Genomic DNA, 20,454 nt, shown 5'->3' with positions numbered 1-20,454 from the left:
TCAGTCGGCCCGGGGCGCGCGGCCCGCGGGGTCGTGCCAGTGAGGCGGCGGGCGGTTCAGGAACCATTCCCCGAAGCCCAGCGGGCGGCCGTTCGGGCCGTGGCCCTTTCCGGCGTCGGGGACGGAGTCGTAGAAGATCCGGCCCGGTCGGGCGCCGAGCTCCTCCAGGAGGTACGCGGTCTCCTCGACGAACGGCGGCGGCCCGCTGAGGTAGACGTCCTGGTCGGGCCACAGGGCCCGGTTGCTGAGCGCGGTGGCCAGCCGGTCGGTGGCCTGGTTGCGGTGCCGCCCGGGAGCGGGCGTGATGTAGGTGACGCCGAGCCAGTCGCAGGCGGCGGCCCACTCGTCGATCAGCGGGCGGTCGTAGAGGTGGGCCGGGTCCCGTCCCACCACGAAGAGCCGCACGTCCTGGTCGGGCGGGTGTTTCCCGAGATCCTCCAGCATGGCCCGGACCGGCGCCCAGCCGGTCCCGGCGGCGATGAAGCTGGCCGGGCGGTCCGCGCGGCGGAAGGTCAGCTGCCCGCCGGCGGCGGCGAGCCGCAGGCGCTCGCCCGGCTGGACGTCGCGGACCAGGGCGGTGCTGACCCGCCCCCGCTGGATCCGGCTGACGTGCAGGTCCAGGGTGCCGTCCGGGCGGGGTGCGTTGCCGATGGAGTACGTGCGCCAGGTCTTCGGGACCCGCTCGCTGCTCACGCTCGTGTACTGGCCGGGTACATACGGGAAGGGGGCGTGCGGCGCCAGGGTCAGCACGCCGATGTCCTTTCCGTACTGGAGGTGGCGCACGACCTCCGCGTCCCACCAGGGCGGGTCCTCGGCCGCGGCGGCGCCGGCCGTCATCGTGTCGGCGATCACCTGGTACGCCTCGCTCCATGCCTTCTCCACCGTCGGGGTCCACGCCGATCCGGAGGTCGCGGCGAGGGCGGCGAGCAGGCTTTCGCCCACGGCCGCGTAGTGCTCGGGGCGGGCCTGGAACTTGCGGTGGTCGCGGCCCAGCTCATGGAGATAGGGGACGAGGGTCTCGTTCTCCAGGTGGGCGATCACGTGGGTGAGCGCGGCGAAGAGCCGGTCCCGCTGTCGCTCCATTTCCTCGAAGGAGGCCGGGAAGAGCTCACGGACTCCGGGGTTGTGCCAGAACAGGTGGGAGTAGAAGAACTTGACCGCGTGCTCGGCCCGTCTCTCCACCACCGCGAAGCTGCTTTTCAAGATCCTCACATCCACAAAACCGAAAGTAGGAATGTCGGAGAAGATGAGGTCAAGTGATGGCAGATCTACGGACAGCCGCGACGAACCACCCATATGGGATCGGGGTCGGGTGCCGGGATACGGTCAGCAGGTGCATGAGCAGACCCCCGCAGCCTCCGCCGACACCCCTTCGACCTCCCCTTCCCGCCGGGGACCGACCCTGTTCGACTGGGAGTTCGCGACCGATCCCTACCCCGCCTACGCCTGGCTGCGCGAGCACGCGCCGGTGCACCGCACCAAGCTCCCCAGCGGGGTCGAGGCCTGGCTGGTCACCCGGTACGCGGACGCCCGCCGAGCGCTGGCTGACCAGAGGCTGAGCAAGAATCCGGACCGCCACGAGGGACACGCCAAGGGCAAGACCGGGATCCCGGGGGAGCGCAAGGCGGAGCTGATGACGCATCTGCTCAACATCGACCCGCCGGACCACACCCGCCTGCGGCGGCTGGTGGCGAAGGCCTTCACCCCGCGCAGGGTCGCCGAGTTCACCCCGCGCGTGCAGGAGCTCACCGACCACCTCATCGACGGGTTCGCGGACAGGGGGGAGGCCGACCTCATCCACGAGTTCGCCTTCCCGCTCCCCATCTACGCCATCTGCGAGATGCTCGGCGTACCGCGCGAGGACCAGGACGACTTCCGCGACTGGGCCGGGATGATGATCCGGCACGGCGGCGGACCGCGCGGCGGTGTCGCCCGCTCGGTGAAGCAGATGCGGACCTATCTCGGTGAACTCATCCATCGCAAAAGGGATGATCTGGGCAATGATCTGATCTCGGACCTGATCCGGGCGAGCGACCACGGCGACCACCTCACGGAGGCCGAGGCCACCGCCATGGCTTTCATCCTGCTTTTCGCCGGTTTCGAGACGACCGTGAACCTCATCGGCAACGGCGTCCACTCCCTCTTCATGAACCCCGGCGAGCGCGAGCGCCTCCAGCGCTCCCTCGCCGCGGGCGAGAGCGGCCTGCTGGAGACCGGGATCGAGGAACTCCTGCGCTACGACGGCCCGGTGGAGCTGGCCACCTGGCGGTTCGCCACCGAGCCGCTGACCCTCGGCGGGCAGTCGATCGCGGCCGGGGATCCGGTCCTGGTCGTCCTGGCGGCGGCCGACCGCGATCCCGGGCGGTTCGCCGAGCCGGACACCCTCGACCTCTCGCGCACCGACAACCAGCACCTCGGATACGGGCACGGCATCCACTACTGCCTGGGTGCTCCGCTCGCGCGACTTGAAGGAAAGACGGCGCTTGCGACTTTGCTCACGCGTCTGCCGGATCTGGAACTCGCCATTCCGTCAACTGACCTGCGTTGGCGCGGTGGTCTGATCATGCGCGGTCTGCGCACCCTACCCGTGCGCTTCACACCCCGAAACATTTGAAGGTCATCTGACCGTAAGTCAGTAGCAGACCCGAGTTGTGACAATCGTTCGAGGGCCGCTAGGTTCTGCCGTTACCCAGCCGTTATGCGAAAGGTGCAGCCTCATGCGTTCCGGGAACGGCCGTCACAGACGCCCCCGTCAGGTGCCCGCGATAGTCGTCACCGCAGGAGTCACAGGCTCCGCGCTGGCACTGCCGCTTCTTGCCGCCACCAACGCCTCCGCGGCCGACACCTCCACGTGGGACAAGGTCGCCGAATGCGAGAGCGGCGGCAGCTGGAGTGCCAACTACGGCAGCGGCCAGTACGGCGGCCTCCAGTTCAGCCAGGACGAGTGGCAGAGCGCCGGCGGCTCCGACTTCGCCAAGCGGCCCGACCTCGCGAGCCGGTCCCAGCAGATCGCCGTGGCCGAGCGCATTCTGGCTTCCCAGGGCCCGCAGGCGTGGCCGCTGTGCGCGGCGTCGGCCGGGCTGGAGGGGCAGAGCCCCGCCGCGGTCGTCGACCCCGGCCTGCCCGGCGGTTCCGCCGTGAAGGGCCCGGCGCCGACCCGGCCGGACGAAGACGTGCCCTCGACGGGGAAGGGGAAGCCGTCCACGGACTTCGGCGCTCCCACCCCCGCCCCGAGCCCGTCGGCCACCCCGTCGTTCGTCATTCCCGACGGCCCGCTCGCGCCCTCCCTCGGACTGCCCGTCATGCCCTCGCCGGACGAGGTGACGCCGACCCCGACCGCCCCGGGCACACCGACCGCCCCCGTGGACCCGAACGCGCCCACCACGCCGCCCGGCACCCCGGGCCAGCCCCCGGTGACCCCGGCCGACCCCGCGGCCCCCGCCACTCCGGGCGCCACGACGGACCCGACGGCACCGGCCACCCAGGGCGCCCCGGCCGCCCCGGGCACCTCCACCGGCCCCACCGCACCGCCCGTCACGGCAGCTGAGGGCAACGGCAAGCACCGCGGAGCCCCCGCGACCGAGACGCCGGCCGCATCTGATGCCGCGTCGGCCCCCTCGTACACCGTGCAGGCGGGCGACAGCCTGGTCACCATCGCGGATGCCAAGGGGGTCAAGGGCGGCTGGAAGGGGCTCTACGCGGCCAATGAGCAGGTCATCGGCGGCAACGCGGATCTGATCAAGCCCGGACAGAACCTGGATCTAACCGCGCAATAAGGACACTTGAGCCATCCGGAAAGAGTCGATTGTCCGTTTTCTGTAAGTGAGACATGCGTCTCTTCCGGTCAACTGGCGTGTCTCGCCCCGGGGCTTCCGCAAACCCCGCCCTCACCTGCGCAAACACCCGTACGGGCAGCGCAAGTAGGGGTCGTCTCCCCCCGATGTCGGTCGTTGAACATCGGGGGGAGACCTGTCTACCTTCTGAATCGCTCGCCACCGCGAGCTCCTTCGACCGCATCGCCGAGTCCTGCCGGCGGACGGAGGGAACAGTCGTCGCGTCAAGCGCCGAAGGCAGGAGCGGGGGAACCAAGGTAGGTGCCGGGAGCGGCCGTTGAGAGACGGTCACGCCACCGGCTAGGGGTTAAGACGTGCGCTAGGTCGCACGGCCGGGCAACTCACTCGCCCGAACCCGACAGCTCACCTCGTAGGCGTCGGTGAGGAGAAACTCCATGCTGCTTTCCGGCAAGGGCAAGCACCGCCGCGGTACCGCCATCGAGCGCACCGCCCGCATCGTCACGCTCGCCGGTGTCGCCGGTGTGGCCGTCGCCGCCCCCCTGATGGCCGCCGGCTCCGCCAGTGCCGCCACCTCCTCCGAGTGGGACCGCGTCGCGCAGTGCGAGTCCGGCGGCAACTGGGCCATCAACACGGGCAACGGCTACTACGGCGGCCTGCAGTTCTCGTCGTCCACCTGGGCCGCGTACGGCGGCAAGGCGTACGCCGGGCAGGCCAACCAGGCCTCGAAGTCCCAGCAGATAGCCGTCGCGGAGAAGGTCCTCAAGGGCCAGGGCAAGGGCGCCTGGCCGTCCTGTGGCGTGGGTCTGTCGAACTCCTCCTACAGCGGGGGCGGCGCGGCCGAAACCCCGAAGCAGACGGAGAAGAAGACCGAGACCAAGAAGACCCAGCCGAAGAAGACCGAGCCGAAGAAGGAGACGAAGCGCTCCGAGGCCCCGGCCCCGACCACCCGCTCCGAGCGCTCCGAGGCCCCGGCCCCGAAGACCGGCAACGGCTCGTACGAGGTCAAGTCCGGAGACACCCTGGGCACCATCGCCGAGGCCAACGGCGTCAAGGGCGGCTGGGAGAAGCTCTTCGAGCTGAACAAGGACATCGTCTCGGACGCCGACCTGATCTTCCCGGGTCAGAAGCTGAAGCTCAGCTGAACACTGCGGCAATAGCCGCAGGAGTCGCAGCAACGCTCACCATCCCCACCGCCCGGCGCGTCTCCCCCCACGCGCCGGGCGGTGGTGTGTGCGGCTGCAGAACCCCCGTCACCGAGGCCTCTATGTCCGGGAAGAGGGGTATTCGGGCCCTTTTTCGTCCCAGGAACCGGGCGGTCGGCAGGGTGAGTGCCCGGATCCGGTTAGGCTCTAGTCGGCCAGGCCGTCCCACGGCCTGACGCCACCGCACACCCAGCGTCACATCCCAGAAGGAGATGCTCGTGCCGTCCATCGACGTCGTCGTAGCCCGGGAAATCCTGGACTCCCGAGGCAACCCCACGGTCGAGGTCGAGGTGGGCCTCGACGATGGCAGCACCGGCCGTGCTGCAGTTCCGTCCGGCGCCTCCACCGGTGCATTCGAGGCCATCGAGCTCCGTGACGGTGACCCCAACCGTTACATGGGCAAGGGTGTCGAGAAGGCCGTCCTCGCCGTCATCGAGCAGATCGGCCCGGAGCTCGTCGGCTACGACGCCACCGAGCAGCGTCTGATCGACCAGGCCATGTTCGACCTGGACGCCACCGACAACAAGGGCTCCCTCGGCGCGAACGCCATCCTCGGTGTGTCCCTCGCCGTCGCGCACGCCGCGTCGGAGGCCTCGGACCTTCCGCTCTTCCGCTACCTCGGCGGTCCGAACGCGCACCTGCTGCCCGTTCCGATGATGAACATCCTCAACGGTGGGTCGCACGCCGACTCCAACGTGGACATCCAGGAGTTCATGATCGCCCCGATCGGCGCGGAGTCCTTCTCCGAGGCGCTGCGCTGGGGTGCCGAGGTCTACCACACCCTCAAGAAGGTCCTGCACACCAAGGGCCTGTCCACCGGTCTCGGTGACGAGGGCGGCTTCGCCCCGAACCTGGAGTCCAACCGCGCCGCGCTCGACCTCATCATCGAGGCCATCAAGCAGGCCGGCTACACCCCGGGCAAGGACATCGCGCTCGCGCTCGACGTCGCCGCGTCCGAGTTCTACAAGGACGGCAAGTACGAGTTCGAGGGCCAGTCCCGCTCGGCCGCCGAGATGACCGACTACTACGCCGAGCTCGTCGAGGCGTACCCGCTGGTCTCCATCGAGGACCCGCTGTTCGAGGACGACTGGGCCGGCTGGAAGACCATCACCGACCGCCTGGGCGCCAAGGTCCAGATCGTCGGCGACGACCTCTTCGTCACCAACCCGGAGCGCCTGGCCCGCGGTATCGAGGAGGGCTCCGCGAACGCCCTGCTCGTGAAGGTGAACCAGATCGGTTCGCTGACCGAGACCCTGGACGCCGTCGAGATGGCCCAGCGCAACGGCTTCAAGTGCATGATGTCGCACCGCTCCGGTGAGACCGAGGACGTCACCATCGCCGACCTCGCCGTCGCCGTGAACTGCGGCCAGATCAAGACCGGCGCCCCGGCCCGCTCGGACCGCGTCGCCAAGTACAACCAGCTGCTGCGCATCGAGGAGATCCTCGACGACGCCGCGGTGTACGCGGGCCGCAGCGCCTTCCCGCGCTTCAAGGGCTAATCACGCTCTTGCTTCCGTACGTCCCCGCACTCGGTCCCGTACCGTGTGCGGGGACGTATTGCGTAGTGCGTACACAGGGGAGGCGGGACCAATGGCCGGGAACCGTGATCGGTTCTCCACCTTCTCGACCGCGACCAGGCTCAAGCAGCTCGGCGAGCGGACCGCCGCCCACGTCTACCGCTCGCAGTCGCGCCGCCAGGTCCGCCGCAGCCGGCTCACCGGCCGCGCGGCCCTCCTCGTGCTCGTCCTCTGTACGCTGGTCGTCGCCCTCGCGTATCCGATGCGCCAGTACGTGTCCCAGCGCTCGGAGATCGCGAAGCAGCAGCGGGCCGCCGCCGCCGCGCGGGACCGCCTGGAACGGCTCCGCGACGAGAAGGCCCGCTGGCAGGACAACGCCTACGCGGAGCAGCAGGCGCGCAAGCACCTGCACTTCCTGCGCCCGGGGGAGATCGGCTACATCATGACCGACCCCGGGGCGCAGGGCGCCGAGCAGCACCGGACCGGCCAGGCCGGCTCGGACCGCCCCTGGTACTCCAACGTCTGGGACGGCGTCGACAAGGCCGACCGCCCCGGCGACTGAACCAGTTCCACCCGTCATAGAACCGCGAACGAAGAGACTCCCTCCAGGCATGCAGACGCCCCCGCCCCAGACCGACCGGACCGAGCCGACCGACGCGGACATCGAGGCGTTCGAGCAGCAGCTCGGACGCCCGCCGCGCGGGCTGCGCGCCATCGCGCACCGCTGCCCCTGCGGCCAGCCGGACGTGGTGGAGACCGCGCCGCGGCTCCCCGACGGCACCCCCTTCCCGACGCTGTACTACCTGACGTGCCCGCGCGCGGCCTCCGCGATCGGCACGCTGGAGGCCAACGGCGTGATGAAGGAGATGCAGGCCCGGCTCGTCGAGGACCCCGAGCTCGCCGCCGCCTACCAGGCCGCGCACGAGGACTACATCCGGCGCCGCGACGCCATCGATGTGCTCCAGGGCTTCCCGAGCGCCGGCGGGATGCCGGACCGGGTCAAGTGCCTGCACGTCCTGGTCGGCCACTCCCTGGCCGCGGGCCCGGGCGTGAACCCGTTCGGCGACGAGGCCCTGGCGATGCTGCCGGAGTGGTGGGCCAAGGGCCCCTGCGTCACCCCGTGCGGGGACAAGGAGGACCGGGCGTGACCCGGGTCGCCGGCATCGACTGCGGTACGAACTCCATCCGGCTGCTCGTCGCGGACTATGACCCCGCGACGGGCGAACTGGTCGAGCTGGACCGGCGGATGATCATCGTCCGCCTCGGCCAGGGTGTGGACAAGACCGGCCGCCTCGCCCCGGAGGCGCTGGAGCGCACCTTCGCCGCCTGCCGCGAGTACGCGGCGGTCATCGAGGAACTGGGCGCCGAGCGGGTGCGCTTCGTGGCGACCTCGGCTTCCCGGGACGCCGAGAACCGGGACGAGTTCGTCCGGGGCGTCGTGGACATCCTGGGCGTCGAGCCCGAGGTGATCTCCGGCGACCAGGAGGCGGAGTTCTCCTTCACCGGCGCCACCAAGGAGCTCACCGCGCACGAGCTCCCCCAGACTCCGTCCGGGGGGACCCCCATGGAGCGGCCGTTCCTGGTCGTGGACATCGGCGGCGGCTCGACGGAGTTCGTGGTCGGCGAGGAGCACGTCCGGGCGGCGCGTTCCGTGGACGTGGGCTGCGTCCGGATGACCGAGCGCCACCTGGTGGTGGACGGCCAGGTCACCGACCCGCCGACCGAGGCGCAGATCGCCGCCGTACGGGCCGACATCGAGGCGGCGCTGGACCTGGCGGCCGAGACGGTCCCGCTGGCCGAGGCCCGCACCCTGGTGGGCCTGGCCGGCTCGGTGACCACGGTCGCCGCGATCGCCCTCGGGCTGCCGGAGTACGACTCGGCGGCCGTCCACCACTCCCGGATCTCCTACGACCAGGTCCGCGAGATCACCGGCCGGATGCTGACGTCGACCCACGCCGAGCGCGCGGCGATCCCCGTGATGCACCCGGGCCGGGTGGACGTGATCGGCGCCGGCGCGCTGGTCCTGCTGGCCATCATGGAGCGCATCGGAGCCTCGGAGGTCGTGGTCTCGGAGCACGACATCCTCGACGGCATCGCGATCAGCGCCGCCGAAGAGGCCGAGACCGACAAAGGGCGGGTCTGACCTGCCGAATCGCTGAACGACGGTGCTCCGGTCAGTCGACCGGAGCACCGTCGTCGTGCCGGAGTCAGATGGTGCGGTAGATGTCGCGCCGGTCGCCGACCTTGACGACGAGGATGACGAGCTCGCCGTCCAAGACCTGATAGGCGATCCGGTACGTACCCACCCGGAGCCGGTAGAGCCCGGACGGCCCGGTGAGCTTCTTGACGTCGGCGTCCTCGCCGTACGGATCGTCTTCCAGCGCGGTCAGTGCGGCGAGGACGCGCATTGCGGCCGGTGCGACCCTTCGAATCCTCCGCCCATGAGGGGGACTTCGAAGGAAAAGGGGGGTCCGAGGGGGCCTTAAGTCCCTTGATCCACATGAACTTCGTGAAGTTCTTCACAAGGAAAAGACGCCGGACGGGTCGACGGAAGGGCCGTTCGGGCCTCTTCGGAGGCCCTCGGGGCCGTTTCGGCGCCCGTTTGTGCGAAGTGCGGACACGACGTGTTCCGTGTCAGAGGTACCGGCGAAACCTGGTGGTCCAGTCCGCTTGAGCGCCTGAAGGCCAGCTCAGAACGGGTATTCAACGACTCCCGTTGCACCGTGGTTCCCGTTGCGCGGCATGACCCACGTCACGTGGGCCGCGGAGTGTAGCAGAGGCCCTCCGACTCCTTGTGAAGGGGCTCACGAGCGACACCCCATTGGGTGCTGGATACTCGTTCCATGAGCACCACGGAGCGTCCCAGGATCCTCGTTGTAGGAGGTGGGTACGTAGGCCTGTACGCGGCCAAGCGGATCATGAAGAAGATGCGCTATGGCGAGGCGACCGTCACGGTCGTCGACCCGCGGTCGTACATGACCTACCAGCCCTTCCTCCCCGAAGTGGCCGCAGGCAGCATCTCGCCTCGGCACGTCGTCGTCCCGCTGCGACGCGTGCTGCCCAAGGCAGAGGTTCTCACCGGCCGGGTCACCAGCATCGACCAGGACCGCAAGGTCGCCGTCGTCACGCCGCTGGTCGGCGAGGCGTACGAGCTGCCCTTCGACTACCTGGTCATCGCGCTCGGCGCCGTCTCCCGCACCTTCCCGATCCCCGGCCTCGCCGAACAGGGCATCGGTATGAAGGGCGTCGAAGAGGGCATCGGCCTGCGCAACCACGTCCTCGAACAGCTCGACAAGGCCGAGTCCACGACGGACGAGAACGTCCGCCGCAAGGCCCTCACCTTCGTCTTCGTCGGCGGCGGCTTCGCCGGTGCGGAGACCATCGGCGAGGTCGAGGACATGGCCCGCGACGCCGCGAAGTACTACTCCACGATCAAGCGCGAGGACATGCGCTTCATCCTGGTCGACGCGGCCGACAAGATCCTTCCCGAGGTCGGGCCCAAGCTCGGCACCTGGGGCAAGGAGCACCTCGAGTCCCGCGGCATCGAGATCTACCTCAACACCTCCATGGACTCCTGCGTGGACGGCCACGTGGTGCTGAAGAACGGCCTCGAGGTCGACTCCAACACCATCGTGTGGACCGCCGGCGTCAAGCCGAACCCGGCCCTGGCCCGCTTCGGCCTGCCGCTGGGCCCGCGCGGCCACGTCGACGCCGAGCCGACCCTCCAGGTCAAGGGCACGGACTACATCTGGACCGCCGGCGACAACGCCCAGGTTCCGGACATGGCCTCCCGCAAGGCCGGCGTCGAGAACGCCTGGTGCCCGCCGAACGCCCAGCACGCGCTGCGCCAGGCCAAGGTCCTCGGCGACAACGTCATCTCGGGCATGCGCGGCTTCCCGCAGCACGAGTACTCGCACTCCAACAAGGGTGCGGTGGCGGGCCTCGGCCTCCACAAGGGCGTCGCGATGATCGTCATGGGCAAGATGAAGATCAAGCTCAAGGGCCGGCTCGCCTGGTACATGCACCGTGGCTACCACGGCATGGCCATGCCGACCTGGAACCGCAAGATCCGCGTCTTCGCCGACTGGACCCTCGGCATGTTCCTCAAGCGCGAGGTCGTCTCCCTCGGTGCGCTGGAGACCCCGCGCGAGGAGTTCTACGAGGCCGCCAAGCCGGCCCCGGCCGCCGCGGCTCCGGCCCAGAAGGCCAAGGCCTCCTGACCCGGCTGCGACCGGAGCTTTCCAGCACGACCCCGAAGGGGCCGCCCGCCATCCGTGGTGCGGGCGGCCCCTTCGGCGTGTTTTCCGATTGACCGCCGCCGGAAATGGGTAGGCCGATCCGTCGGAACTCATCGGAGGTGCCTGCCATGACCGACGCCGCGCCGCGGCTGGCCGCTCTTGCCGAGACCTTGCTGGGCGCCCCGCTGCCCGTGCGCATACGGGCCTGGGACGGCAGTGAAGCCGGACCGTCCAGCGGTCCCGTCCTCGTGCTGACGAACCGGCGCGCCCTGCGCCGCATGCTGTGGAAGCCGGGCGAGCTGGGCCTGGCCCGCGCCTGGGTCGCCGGGGACCTGACGGTCGACGGCGACCTGTTCGAGCTGCTCGACCGGGTCGGGGGCCTGCTCTGGGAACGGGAGAGCCGCACGGCCGCCCCGGCCCTTCCCCGCGCCGGCCTGGCCAAGCTGGCCGTCCTGCGCCCGTACCTGCCCGCGCGCGCCTCCGGCGCCGTCGGGACCGCCTCCGGCACGCTCGCGCTGCTGCGCGACCCGGCCGCGCGGGCCGCCGTACGCGAACTCACCGCGCTGGCCCGCCCGTGGCCCGCGCCCGCGCCGCCGCCCGAGGAGGCGAGCGTCCGCCGCAACGGAGCCGCGCACACCAAAGGCCGCGACCGCGCGGCCGTCATCCACCACTACGACGTCGGCAACGAGTTCTACGGGCACGTGCTGGGCCCGTCCATGGTGTACTCCTGCGCCTACTGGAGCCCCGGCTCCACCCTGGAGGACGCCCAGCGCGACAAACTCGACCTGGTCTGCCGCAAGCTCGACCTCGCGCCCGGCACCCGGCTCCTCGACGTCGGCTGCGGTTGGGGCTCCATGGCCCTGCACGCGGCCCGGGAGTACGGAGCCCAGGTCACCGGCATCACGCTCTCGCGCGAGCAGGCCGCCCACGCCCGCAAGCGGGTCGCCGAAGAGGGTCTCGCCGACCAGATCGAGATCCGGGTCCAGGACTACCGGGACGTCAGGGACCGGCCGTACGAGGCCATTTCCTCGATCGGCATGGCCGAACACGTCGGCTCCGCCCGCTACCGCGAGTACGCGGGCACCCTGTTCGGCCTGCTGAGCCCCGGCGGCCGCCTGCTGAACCACCAGATCGCCCGGCCCCCGGAGCCCGACGAAGAGGCGTACAGGGTCGACGAGTTCATCGACGCGTACGTCTTCCCCGACGGGGAGCTGTCCCCGCTCGGCAGCACCGTGGGCGAGCTGGAGCGGGCCGGCTTCGAGGTCCGCGACGTGGAGGCGCTGCGCGAGCACTACGCGCTGACGCTGCGGGCCTGGGTGGCGCGGCTGGAGGAGCGCTGGGACGAGGCCGTACGCCTGACCTCCCCCGGCCGGGCCCGGGTCTGGCTGCTGTACATGGCGGCCTCCGCGCTCGCCTTCGAGCACGGCCGGCTCGGCGTCAACCAGGTGCTGGCGGTGCGGCCGGGGTACGGCGGCGCGTCCGGGCTGCCGCTGCGGCTGCGCACCTGGGGCGCCGGGTAGGAACGCCGGAAGGGCCCGGGGCGTGTGCCCCGGGCCCTTCCGTGTCCCGATGTTCCGTCCGCGTTCCGCTTCCTGACGGGGCTACTCGGTCTTGATGGCCGTCAGCATGTTCAGGCGGGCGGCGCTGCGGGCCGGCCACATGGCGGCCAGGACACCGACCAGTCCGGCGAGCGCGAGGAACACTCCGATCCGGTCGTAGGGGATGACCAGCGCGTAGCCCGGGATGGAGGCGGCGATGGTCTTGCCGCCGGCCCAGGCGAGGAAGATGCCGACCCCGATGCCGAGGACCGCGCCGAAGAGGGAGATGACCACGGCCTCCAGGCGGATCATGTTCTTGACCCGGCCCCGGTCGAGCCCGACCGCCCGCAGCATGCCGATCTCCTGCTGGCGCTCGTAGACGGACATCGCCAGGGTGTTGATGACGCCGAGGACGGAGATGATCAGGGCCATGCCGAGCAGTCCGTACATGACGTTCAGCGCCATGTTGATCTCGCCGGCCATCTGGTCGCGGATGTCGGCCTGCGTGGAGACCTTGATGGCCGGGTTCTTGCCGAGGGCGTCGATCACGGCCTGCTGGCTCGCCTTGGAGGGGCCGCCGTCGACCTTGACGAGGACCTCGGGCAGGTACTGCTCTTCGTTGTGTGCGGCGAGGATCTTGTAATCGAAGACGTAGTCGCCGAGCTGGCCCTTGTTCTCGAAGATCGCGCCGATCTGGAGCTTGGCCTGCTGGCCGTCCTCGTACTGGGCATCGACGGTGGAGCCGGGCGCCAGCCCCTGCTTCTTCGCTTCCTCGGCGGAGACCAGCAGCTTGCCCTGGCCCAGGGAGGCGAGGTCGCCGCCGGTGGTCTTGACGGTCAGCACCTGGGACAGGGCAGCCGGGTTGACGCCGCTGACGAGCTGGAATTTGCCGCCGATCTTGAACATCTCGGTGGTCTTCGGCGAGACGGCGCTGACGCCCTTGCCCTTCTCCAGCGCGGGGAGCACGGACTTGTCGAGGTTCATGCCCTCGGCGGCCATGGTGACCCGGTAGTCGGCCTTGATGTTCTGCGTGGTCGCCTTGTCGATGGCCTGGCCGACGGTGATGCCCATGACGGACATCGCGGTGACCAGGGTCAGGCCGATGGTCAGGGAGGCGGCGGTGACGGCGGTACGGCGCGGGTTGCGGACGGCGTTCTGCGCGGCGAGCTTGCCGGCGACGCCGAAGACCTTCTCCAGCGGCGGGCGGACCAGGGCGATGACCGGGCGGGACAGCATCGGCAGCAGCACGAACAGGCCGATGAGCAGGAAGAACGCGCCGCCCGCGATGACCATGCGGCCGTCGCTCTTCTGGCTGACCCCGAGCATGACCACACCGACGCCGATGAGGGCGAGGAGGCTGCCGATGATGTTGCGCACGACGAGGGACTTCATGGTGGCCGGGAGGTGGGCACTGCCCATGGCGGCGACCGGGGCGATCTTGGCGGTCCGGCGGGCGGGCAGCCAGGCGGCGAGCATCGTCACGAGGACACCGATGACCAGCGCGATGACGATGGTGCCCGGGGCGATGATCAGCGGACCGGCGGGGATCTTGGCGTCGAAGAGGTCCATCGCGGAGCGCATGGCGACCGCGAGGCCGATGCCCGAGACCATTCCGATGACCGAGGAGACGAGGCCGACGACCCCGGCCTCGGCGAGGACCGAGCGCTTGACCTGGCCGCGGTTGGCGCCGATGGCGCGCAGCAGGGCCAGTTCCCTGGTGCGCTGGGCGACCAGCATGGTGAAGGTGTTGTAGATCAGGAAGATGCCGACGAAGAGGGAGACGCCGGCGAAGATCAGCAGGCCGGTGCTCATGCCGGACATGGCCCGCTCGATGTCCTTGGCCTGCTGGGCCGCGAGGGCGGCGCCGGTCTTGGCCTGGGAGTTCTTGGAGATCAGCGGCTTGACATCGGCCAGCAGCCGGTCGGCGGTGGTGCCGGCCTTGGCCCCGATGGAGAGCTCGCTGTAGAAGCCGGGCTGGAGGTAGAGCTCCTGGGCGACCTTGGTGTCGAACAGGACGAGGCTGCCGCCCGCGTTGACCGCGCCGTCCTCGGTGGTGAAGATGCCGGAGAGGGTGTACTCCTTGACCGGGCGGTTGGTGGCGACGCCGATCTTGTCGCCGACCTCGTACTTGCCCTTGGCCGCGCTCTCCTTGTCGAGGGCGATCTGGTCGTCCTTGACCGGGCCCGTGCCGTCCGTGAAGTGGTAGCGCGGGTCCTTGCCGTCCTTGACGGGGTCGAAGTTGGAGCCGGCGTTGGCCCAGCCGCTGCCGATCAGCTTGCCGTTCTCGTCGCCGACGCCGGCAAAGCCCTGGACGCGGCCGGAGACGGAGTCGACCCCGTCAAGGGTCTTGATCTTGTCGAGGGTCTGCTGGCTGATGCCGGGCTCGCCCTGCTTCTGGCCGTCCTCGTCACGGTGGCGGCCGTAGTCGGTGACGGAGACCGCGACGCCTTCGTAGGACTTCGCGGACTGGCTGGACATGGCCTTGCCGAGCGTGTCGGTGAAGACGAGGGTGCCGGAGACGAAGGCGACGCCGAGTGTGACGGCGAGCACCGTCATCAGCAGTCGGGCCTTGTGCGCGAGGACGTTGCGCAGGGCGGTACGGAACATGGGATCTCAGTCCTGGGGCTGGAGGTCTGTGTGCGGAGGGCTGCGGGAAGCCGCTGGGCGGCGGGGCTTCAGCTGGTGCGGCCCTTGGCGTCGAACGCCTTCATGCGGTCCAGCACGCCGTCGGCGGTGGGGCTGAGCATCTCGTCGACGATGCGGCCGTCGGCGAGGAAGATGACGCGGTCCGCGTAGGAGGCGGCGACCGGGTCGTGGGTGACCATCACGACGGTCTGGCCCAGCTCGCGCACCGAGTTGCGCAGGAAGCCGAGGACTTCGGCGCCGGAGCGGGAGTCGAGGTTTCCGGTCGGCTCGTCGCCGAAGATGATCTCGGGGCGGGAGGCCAGGGCGCGGGCCACGGCGACGCGCTGCTGCTGGCCGCCGGAGAGCTGGGTGGGACGGTGGGTGAGGCGGTCGGCCAGGCCGACCATGCTGATCACCGACTCCAGCCACTGCTTGTCGGGCTTGCGCCCGGCGATGTCCATGGGGAGCGTGATGTTCTCCAGGGCCGTCAGGGTCGGCAGCAGGTTGAAGGCCTGGAAGATGAAGCCGATCTTGTCCCGGCGCAGCTGGGTGAGCTGCTTGTCCTTGAGGGAGCCCAGTTCGGTCTCGCCGATGCGCACGGAACCGGAGGAGAAGGTGTCCAGGCCCGCGACGCAGTGCATCAGCGTGGACTTGCCGGAGCCCGAGGGGCCCATGATCGCGGTGAACTGCCCCTGGGCGAAGTCCACGGAGACGTTGTCCAGGGCGACCACCTGGGTCTCGCCCTGGCCGTACACCTTGGAGAGGCCGGTGGCGCGGGCGGCCACGGCCTGGATGGTGTGCGGGGCGTAGTTCGTGGTGGTCACGGAAGCGACTCCTGTCAGGGCGGGGGACTGCGGACCGGTCGCGGTCCGCTCATCGGCGGGACGTTTCCATCGTCGCCGCGCCCACCCCCGCTCCGGATCAGCCGAGGTGCCCCTTTCCCTGGCCCACTTGAGTCTGACGCGGGCATGCCGCTCTCCCCCTCTGGTATGACAGGAGCCCTGACGGGGAGGGAGAAGCCGGGGCGGAAGCCCGGCCCGGGAGCGGGGTGGCGTACGGGTGGCGCGGCCATCGAAATCCCGTCAATCCCAGGTCGCGCGTGATCGTCGCCGAGAAGGGGCCCACCGTGCGTTCTCGGGCCTGACGCACCCTCAAGCGCCAATAAAATCAGACAACATCGGATAGACGGCCCGTTGGCCGCGATGGCGTTCCGGATAGGCTCGGCTCAGCGTTCAAGGCTTTTTCACGGGGGCCGCCACGCCCTGCCCGGATGGTGGAATGCAGACACGGCGAGCTTAAACCTCGCTGGCCTTCGGGCCGTGCCGGTTCAAGTCCGGCTCCGGGCACTCCGCAGCTCCCTGCACGTCCCGCGAGGCCCGGCGGAGCTCCCCGAGGTCCCCTTCGTTTATCACCTGCGCTTCGCCGCGCCTTCTCTTAAGATCCTCCTCCAGCAGTAGGGTGCTTTCTTTGCGAGCGCATTACTCTTGATGCGAGGCCGCGCTCGGTGGCCACGGAGGAGTGAGATGAGGAGCAGTAACCCGGTCTTCTCGCGACGGGGGTTCAGCCGCGACAACGGTGGCTACGCGGGGTTCGACGCGCAGTACCAGCAGGCCGGGACCGCGACCAACCCGTACGCGACCAACCCGTACGCGACCGACCCGGCCATGGGCATGCCGCAGGCGCCGACGCGCGCCAACGTGATGACCATGGACGACGTCGTGAGCCGTACGGCCATGACGCTCGGCACGGTCATCCTGACGGCGACCCTCGCCTGGGTCCTCCTGCCCGTCGACCCGGCCAACCTGAACAAGTCGTACGCCATCGGCGTCGGCGCGGCCATCGTCGCGTTCGTGCTGGCGATGGTCCAGTCGTTCAAGCGCAAGCCGGTCCCGGCGCTGATCCTGGGCTACGCGGCGTTCGAGGGTGTCTTCCTCGGCGTCATCAGCGCGGCCACCAGCACCTACCTGGGCGCCGGCGTGGTCATCCAGGCCGTGATGGGCACGATGTGCGTCTTCGCCGCCGTGCTCTTCGCCTACAAGATGGGCTGGATCCGGGTCAACCGCCGTTTCTACGGCTTCGTGATGGCCGCGGCCCTGGGCTTCATCCTGCTCATGGTGGCGAACACGCTCTTCGCGGTCTTCGGCGGCGGTGACGGCCTCGGCTTCCGCAGCGGCGGCCTGGGCCTCCTGTTCGGCGCCATCGGCGTCATCCTCGGAGCCTGCTTCCTCGCCCTGGACTTCAAGCAGGTCGAGGACGGCGTGGCCTACGGCGCCCCGCGCGAGGAGTCCTGGCTGGCGGCCTTCGGCCTCACCATGACCCTGGTGTGGATCTACATGGAGATGCTGCGCATCTTCCAGATCCTGTCGGGCGACGACTAGCAGGGACGGCGGTCGTCCCGACCGCCGTCCACAGCCTGGGGAAGGCCCCGCGAGCACACGCTCGCGGGGCCTTCCCGCATCTGGGGGTCGGGAGTCGGGGGGAGGGCTCAGCCGAACCGGCGGGCGGCTCTGCGCAGGTCGTACTCGTGGATGATCGCCTTGGCCTGGCCGTACGACAGTTCGTGCGCGCCGCGCAGCCAGCTGACCTTCTCCTCGAACCGGACGAGGGAGGGGCCTTCGTCGACGGTGCGGAGCCAGTCGGAGAGCTCACGACCGGTGGCCTGGGGGATTCTGTCGATCATGTTGCGGTGGGTCTGTTCGGAGAACTCTACGGACATTGGCGCCTCCGGAAGGTTGCCGTGCTGTTCTCTTCACGTCACCGTGCCGGAGAGTTCGCCCGTTGGCAATGGTGCCGGGGCGGCGCGTAAGGTCGGCCGGGTGCTCGATACTTCACCCCTGACCGCCGCCGTGGAACGTTTCGCAGACCGGCTGCGGGCCGCGCCTCAGAGCCGCCTGCAGCAGGGAGCCGCCGCGGCGGCGCTGGAACTGGCACGCGAACTCTCCGCACGGGCGCAGACCTTGGAGGGCGTGCCCGTACGGCAGATGCCGGACGCGGGGATGTTCGTCGTCGGCGACCAGGTGGCGGTGGCCGGGCTGGACCTCGCCGAGGCGCTGCGCGCCGTACGGGAGGGGGACGGCACGACGGCCCCGTCCGGGATGCTGGACGAGGCCGTGGGGCTGGTGGAGCAGGCGGAAGTCAGAGCGATGCGATGACGCGGTCCGCGAGGATGTAGACGTTGCTGTCGGGGTCCTCGGCGTCGCCGCAGGAGAAGGTGAGCGCGTAGGCGCCGGAGATGCCCGAGCCGCCCAGCAGGACCGGCGCGGTGCCCGAGCGCAGGGCCTCGGCGAGGCGCTCCGCGGTCTCCCTGTGGCCGGGGGTCATGCAGAGCGTGGTGCCGTCCGTGAAGACGTACACGTCCAGCGTGCCCAGCGGGCCCGGGCGGACGTCCGCGAGGGCCGTACGGGCCTCCGCGAGCTCCTCCAGGCGGCTGACGGTGCGCTCGTGGTCGGCGCCGGGGGCCGGGGCCTGGACCGGCACGAAGTCGGGGTGCGAGGGGTGGCGCCGGCGGGCGGCGGCCAGCTCGGCCGAATCCTCGGGGTACTCCTCCACGGAGTCCTCGCCGAGCAGCGGCTCCAGGCCCACCAGGTCGGCCTGCCGGGGCAGGAAGACGGGGGTGTCCTCGCCGAGGCCGGGCAGGCCGCCCAGCAGCGACGGGGCGTCGGCGGAGTCGCGGGCCTCCTGCGCGGCCCAGAAGGCGCGCGCCTCGGCGAGCTCGCGCTCGCGCTCCTCGGCGAGGGCTTCGGCCACGGCGGCTCGTATCTCGGCGGCGGGGGACTCCACGGCGCTGCGGGCGTGCGGGACGGTCGCGGCGCGGGCGTGGGCCGGCATCGCCAGCTCGCCGCGCAGGGCCGTGACCTGCTTACGGAGACCGTGGACGGCGTGCAGCGCAGCAGCGCCCACGGCCGTGGCAGCGGCCGTGGTCAGCAGCAGGGCAAGAGACATGGCGCTCACTGACTAACTCCTGAGGTGATTCGATCCCCCGACTTCCTACATCAGAGTGTCCCGACCTGGGAATGGCGTGCAGTGCATTACGTCACGAATTGGACAGGGCTTTGGTCACACCCGGCCCATCCGTACCATCTCTGACCTGCGGACATGCCACTCCCCCGGGACATAGGTCACATCCTGGGGGAGATTCGGTCACAGGTCGGCCGCGACGCGGTTAGATCCGGTGTCAGTACGGGGCAAGGGATCCGGCCGGATCCCTTGCGGCGACTGGGGCCCGCGTCGGCTCAGCCGCTCGGTACCGATCTTCGCCACCGCTGCGGGCAGGTGCCGCCCTCGTTCCTCGGGCGACCCCTACCCTCCGCTCCGGCTCAGCTCAGCCGCTCGATGACCATGGCCATGCCCTGGCCGCCGCCCACGCACATCGTCTCCAGACCGAACTGCTTGTCGTGGAACTGCAGGCTGTTGATCAGCGTGCCGGTGATGCGGGCGCCGGTCATCCCGAACGGGTGACCGACGGCGATGGCCCCGCCGTTGACGTTCAGCTTGTCCAGCGGGATCTCCAGGTCCCGGTAGGACGGGATGACCTGGGCCGCGAAGGCCTCGTTGATCTCGAACAGGTCGATGTCGCCGACGGTCAGCCCGGCCCGCTTCAGGGCCTGCTTCGACGCCTCGACCGGGCCGAGGCCCATGATCTCCGGGGAGAGGCCGGTGACACCGGTGGAGACGATCCGCGCCAGCGGGGTCAGGCCCAGCTCCCGCGCCTTGGTGTCGCTCATGATGACCAGCGCGGCGGCGCCGTCGTTGAGCGGGCAGCAGTTGGCGGCCGTGACCAGGCCGTCGGGGCGGAAGACGGGCTTGAGGCCCGAGACGCCTTCCATGGTGACACCGGCGCGCGGGCCGTCGTCGGTGGAGACGACCGTGCCGTCGGGGGTGGTGACCGGGGTGATCTCGCGGGCCCAGAAGCCGTTCTTGATGGCCTCCTCAGCCAGGTTCTGGGAGCGGACACCGAACTCGTCCATGTCCTGGCGTGTCACGCCCTTGAGCCGGGCCAGGTTCTCCGCGGTCTGCCCCATCGAGATGTAGGCGTCCGGGATCAGGCCGTCCTCGCGCGGGTCGTGCCAGGAGGAGCCCTCGCTCTGCGCGACGGCGGCCGTACGGGCCTCCGCGTCGGCGAAGAGCGGGTTGTGGGTGTCCGGCAGGCCGTCCGAGGAGCCCTTCATGAACCGGGAGACCGTCTCGACGCCCGCGGAGATGAAGACGTCGCCCTCGCCGGCCTTGATGGCGTGCAGCGCCATGCGGGAGGTCTGGAGCGAGGAGGAGCAGTACCGGGTGATCGTGGTGCCCGGCAGGTAGTCCATGCCCATCTGCACGGCCACGATGCGGGCCAGGTTGTGGCCCTGCTCGCCGCCGGGGAGGCCGCAGCCGAGCATCAGGTCGTCGATCTGGCGCGGGTCCAGCTCGGGGACCTTGGCGAGGGCGGCCTGGATGATCGTGGCGGTCAGGTCGTCCGGACGGACGTCCTTGAGGGACCCCTTGCCGGCGCGCCCGATCGGGGAGCGGGCAGTGGAAACGATGACGGCTTCGGGCATCGA

At 70.1% G+C, this 20,454-nt stretch carries 18 protein-coding genes, 1 tRNA gene and 1 riboswitch; of the genes, 12 read left to right on the top strand and 7 right to left on the bottom strand.

All coding sequences use genetic code 11. The annotated features are described in order from the left end of the window. On the bottom strand, positions 1–1,212 hold the full coding sequence (locus tag OG429_RS16355; protein ID WP_328926057.1) for a globin domain-containing protein: 1,212 nt from the start codon (positions 1,210–1,212) through the stop codon (positions 1–3). Between the two features lie 121 nt (positions 1,213–1,333). On the opposite strand from OG429_RS16355, the gene OG429_RS16350 reads away from it, so the two are divergent. The 7 genes from OG429_RS16350 to OG429_RS16320 all read left to right on the top strand — a co-directional run bounded on the left by OG429_RS16350 (position 1,334) and on the right by OG429_RS16320 (position 8,656). Next, positions 1,334–2,614: a cytochrome P450 family protein gene (locus OG429_RS16350; protein ID WP_328926056.1), complete on the top strand. Its 1,281-nt coding sequence runs from the start codon at positions 1,334–1,336 to the stop codon at positions 2,612–2,614. A 103-nt stretch (positions 2,615–2,717) separates the two neighbouring features. Continuing rightward, positions 2,718–3,776 carry a LysM peptidoglycan-binding domain-containing protein gene (locus OG429_RS16345; protein ID WP_328926055.1) on the top strand — a complete coding sequence of 353 codons (1,059 nt, stop codon included), beginning with the start codon at positions 2,718–2,720 and terminating at the stop codon, positions 3,774–3,776. A gap of 276 nt (positions 3,777–4,052) precedes the next feature. Beyond that, positions 4,053–4,225, top strand: a riboswitch (cyclic di-AMP (ydaO/yuaA leader). Positions 4,226–4,228: 3 nt separating this feature from the next. Beyond that, positions 4,229–4,936, top strand: a complete 708-nt coding sequence (locus OG429_RS16340; RefSeq protein WP_328926054.1) for a transglycosylase family protein — start codon at positions 4,229–4,231, stop codon at positions 4,934–4,936. A 272-nt stretch (positions 4,937–5,208) separates the two neighbouring features. Further along, a complete protein-coding gene (gene eno / locus OG429_RS16335) occupies positions 5,209–6,495 on the top strand; it encodes a phosphopyruvate hydratase (RefSeq protein ID WP_030028493.1) in 1,287 nt (428 codons plus the stop codon). A gap of 91 nt (positions 6,496–6,586) precedes the next feature. Beyond that, positions 6,587–7,075 (top strand): FtsB family cell division protein, encoded by a 489-nt coding sequence (locus OG429_RS16330; RefSeq protein ID WP_328926053.1) that lies wholly within the window; start codon positions 6,587–6,589, stop codon positions 7,073–7,075. A gap of 49 nt (positions 7,076–7,124) precedes the next feature. Further along, on the top strand, positions 7,125–7,661 hold the full coding sequence (locus OG429_RS16325) for a DUF501 domain-containing protein (protein WP_328926052.1): 537 nt from the start codon (positions 7,125–7,127) through the stop codon (positions 7,659–7,661). Then, on the top strand, positions 7,658–8,656 hold the full coding sequence (locus tag OG429_RS16320; RefSeq protein ID WP_328926051.1) for a Ppx/GppA phosphatase family protein: 999 nt from the start codon (positions 7,658–7,660) through the stop codon (positions 8,654–8,656). The genes OG429_RS16325 and OG429_RS16320 overlap by 4 nt, the downstream gene beginning before the upstream one ends. Positions 8,657–8,720: 64 nt before the next feature. On the opposite strand, the gene OG429_RS16315 is transcribed toward OG429_RS16320, so the two are convergent. Beyond that, positions 8,721–8,945, bottom strand: a complete 225-nt coding sequence (locus OG429_RS16315; protein ID WP_328930291.1) for a type II toxin-antitoxin system RelE family toxin — start codon at positions 8,943–8,945, stop codon at positions 8,721–8,723. 411 nt (positions 8,946–9,356) lie between these two features. Here OG429_RS16315 and OG429_RS16310 point away from each other — a divergent pair, with 411 nt between their 5' ends. Both OG429_RS16310 and OG429_RS16305 read left to right on the top strand, forming a co-directional pair. Next, entirely contained in the window at positions 9,357–10,733 is a 1,377-nt protein-coding gene (locus tag OG429_RS16310; RefSeq protein WP_328926050.1) for an NAD(P)/FAD-dependent oxidoreductase, read from the top strand. Between the two features lie 146 nt (positions 10,734–10,879). Continuing rightward, on the top strand, positions 10,880–12,271 hold the full coding sequence (locus tag OG429_RS16305; protein ID WP_328926049.1) for a cyclopropane-fatty-acyl-phospholipid synthase family protein: 1,392 nt from the start codon (positions 10,880–10,882) through the stop codon (positions 12,269–12,271). An 81-nt stretch (positions 12,272–12,352) separates the two neighbouring features. On the opposite strand, the gene OG429_RS16300 is transcribed toward OG429_RS16305, so the two are convergent. Next, the gene (locus tag OG429_RS16300; protein ID WP_328926048.1) at positions 12,353–14,896 is read right to left on the bottom strand and encodes an ABC transporter permease; all 2,544 of its coding nucleotides are present in this window, start codon (positions 14,894–14,896) and stop codon (positions 12,353–12,355) included. Between the two features lie 68 nt (positions 14,897–14,964). Then, on the bottom strand, positions 14,965–15,738 hold the full coding sequence (locus OG429_RS16295; protein ID WP_328926047.1) for an ABC transporter ATP-binding protein: 774 nt from the start codon (positions 15,736–15,738) through the stop codon (positions 14,965–14,967). Between the two features lie 440 nt (positions 15,739–16,178). On the opposite strand from OG429_RS16295, the gene OG429_RS16290 reads away from it, so the two are divergent. Then, positions 16,179–16,260 (top strand) — tRNA-Leu (locus OG429_RS16290). A gap of 177 nt (positions 16,261–16,437) precedes the next feature. Beyond that, complete coding sequence (locus OG429_RS16285) at positions 16,438–17,292, top strand: Bax inhibitor-1/YccA family protein (RefSeq protein WP_328926046.1); 855 nt, start codon at positions 16,438–16,440, stop codon at positions 17,290–17,292. Positions 17,293–17,399: 107 nt separating this feature from the next. Here OG429_RS16285 and OG429_RS16280 read toward each other — a convergent pair whose 3' ends face one another. Continuing rightward, entirely contained in the window at positions 17,400–17,630 is a 231-nt protein-coding gene (locus OG429_RS16280; RefSeq protein ID WP_069920555.1) for a DUF4287 domain-containing protein, read from the bottom strand. A gap of 100 nt (positions 17,631–17,730) precedes the next feature. On the opposite strand from OG429_RS16280, the gene OG429_RS16275 reads away from it, so the two are divergent. Continuing rightward, positions 17,731–18,066, top strand: a complete 336-nt coding sequence (locus OG429_RS16275) for a hypothetical protein (protein WP_328926045.1) — start codon at positions 17,731–17,733, stop codon at positions 18,064–18,066. Here OG429_RS16275 and OG429_RS16270 read toward each other — a convergent pair. Together OG429_RS16270 and OG429_RS16265 are read right to left on the bottom strand one after the other, a co-directional pair. Continuing rightward, complete coding sequence (locus tag OG429_RS16270; protein WP_328930290.1) at positions 18,050–18,856, bottom strand: hypothetical protein; 807 nt, start codon at positions 18,854–18,856, stop codon at positions 18,050–18,052. The two genes, OG429_RS16275 and OG429_RS16270, sit on opposite strands and share 17 nt — an antisense overlap. Before the next feature lie 374 nt (positions 18,857–19,230). Beyond that, on the bottom strand, positions 19,231–20,451 hold the full coding sequence (locus tag OG429_RS16265) for an acetyl-CoA C-acetyltransferase (RefSeq protein ID WP_328926044.1): 1,221 nt from the start codon (positions 20,449–20,451) through the stop codon (positions 19,231–19,233). Between the last annotated feature and the right edge of the window lie 3 nt (positions 20,452–20,454).

The sequence above is a fragment of the Streptomyces sp. NBC_00190 genome (assembly GCF_036203305.1).
Taxonomy (GTDB): Bacteria; Actinomycetota; Actinomycetes; order Streptomycetales; family Streptomycetaceae; genus Streptomyces.
This window is presented reverse-complemented; position numbering and strand designations above follow the sequence as displayed.

What these genes read in the sequence shown, in the direction of transcription:
- OG429_RS16345 (WP_328926055.1), top strand. Translation starts at nt 2,718, where the DNA reads ATGCGTTCCGGGAACGGCCGTCACAGACGCCCCCGTCAGGTGCCCGCG.
- OG429_RS16340 (WP_328926054.1), top strand. Translation starts at nt 4,229, where the DNA reads ATGCTGCTTTCCGGCAAGGGCAAGCACCGCCGCGGTACCGCCATCGAG.
- eno (WP_030028493.1), top strand. Translation starts at nt 5,209, where the DNA reads ATGCTCGTGCCGTCCATCGACGTCGTCGTAGCCCGGGAAATCCTGGAC.
- OG429_RS16330 (WP_328926053.1), top strand. Translation starts at nt 6,587, where the DNA reads ATGGCCGGGAACCGTGATCGGTTCTCCACCTTCTCGACCGCGACCAGG.
- OG429_RS16325 (WP_328926052.1), top strand. Translation starts at nt 7,125, where the DNA reads ATGCAGACGCCCCCGCCCCAGACCGACCGGACCGAGCCGACCGACGCG.
- OG429_RS16310 (WP_328926050.1), top strand. Translation starts at nt 9,357, where the DNA reads ATGAGCACCACGGAGCGTCCCAGGATCCTCGTTGTAGGAGGTGGGTAC.
- OG429_RS16305 (WP_328926049.1), top strand. Translation starts at nt 10,880, where the DNA reads ATGACCGACGCCGCGCCGCGGCTGGCCGCTCTTGCCGAGACCTTGCTG.
- OG429_RS16300 (WP_328926048.1), bottom strand. Translation starts at nt 14,896, where the DNA reads ATGTTCCGTACCGCCCTGCGCAACGTCCTCGCGCACAAGGCCCGACTG.
- OG429_RS16285 (WP_328926046.1), top strand. Translation starts at nt 16,438, where the DNA reads ATGAGGAGCAGTAACCCGGTCTTCTCGCGACGGGGGTTCAGCCGCGAC.
- OG429_RS16280 (WP_069920555.1), bottom strand. Translation starts at nt 17,630, where the DNA reads ATGTCCGTAGAGTTCTCCGAACAGACCCACCGCAACATGATCGACAGA.
- OG429_RS16270 (WP_328930290.1), bottom strand. Translation starts at nt 18,856, where the DNA reads ATGTCTCTTGCCCTGCTGCTGACCACGGCCGCTGCCACGGCCGTGGGC.
- OG429_RS16265 (WP_328926044.1), bottom strand. Translation starts at nt 20,451, where the DNA reads ATGCCCGAAGCCGTCATCGTTTCCACTGCCCGCTCCCCGATCGGGCGC.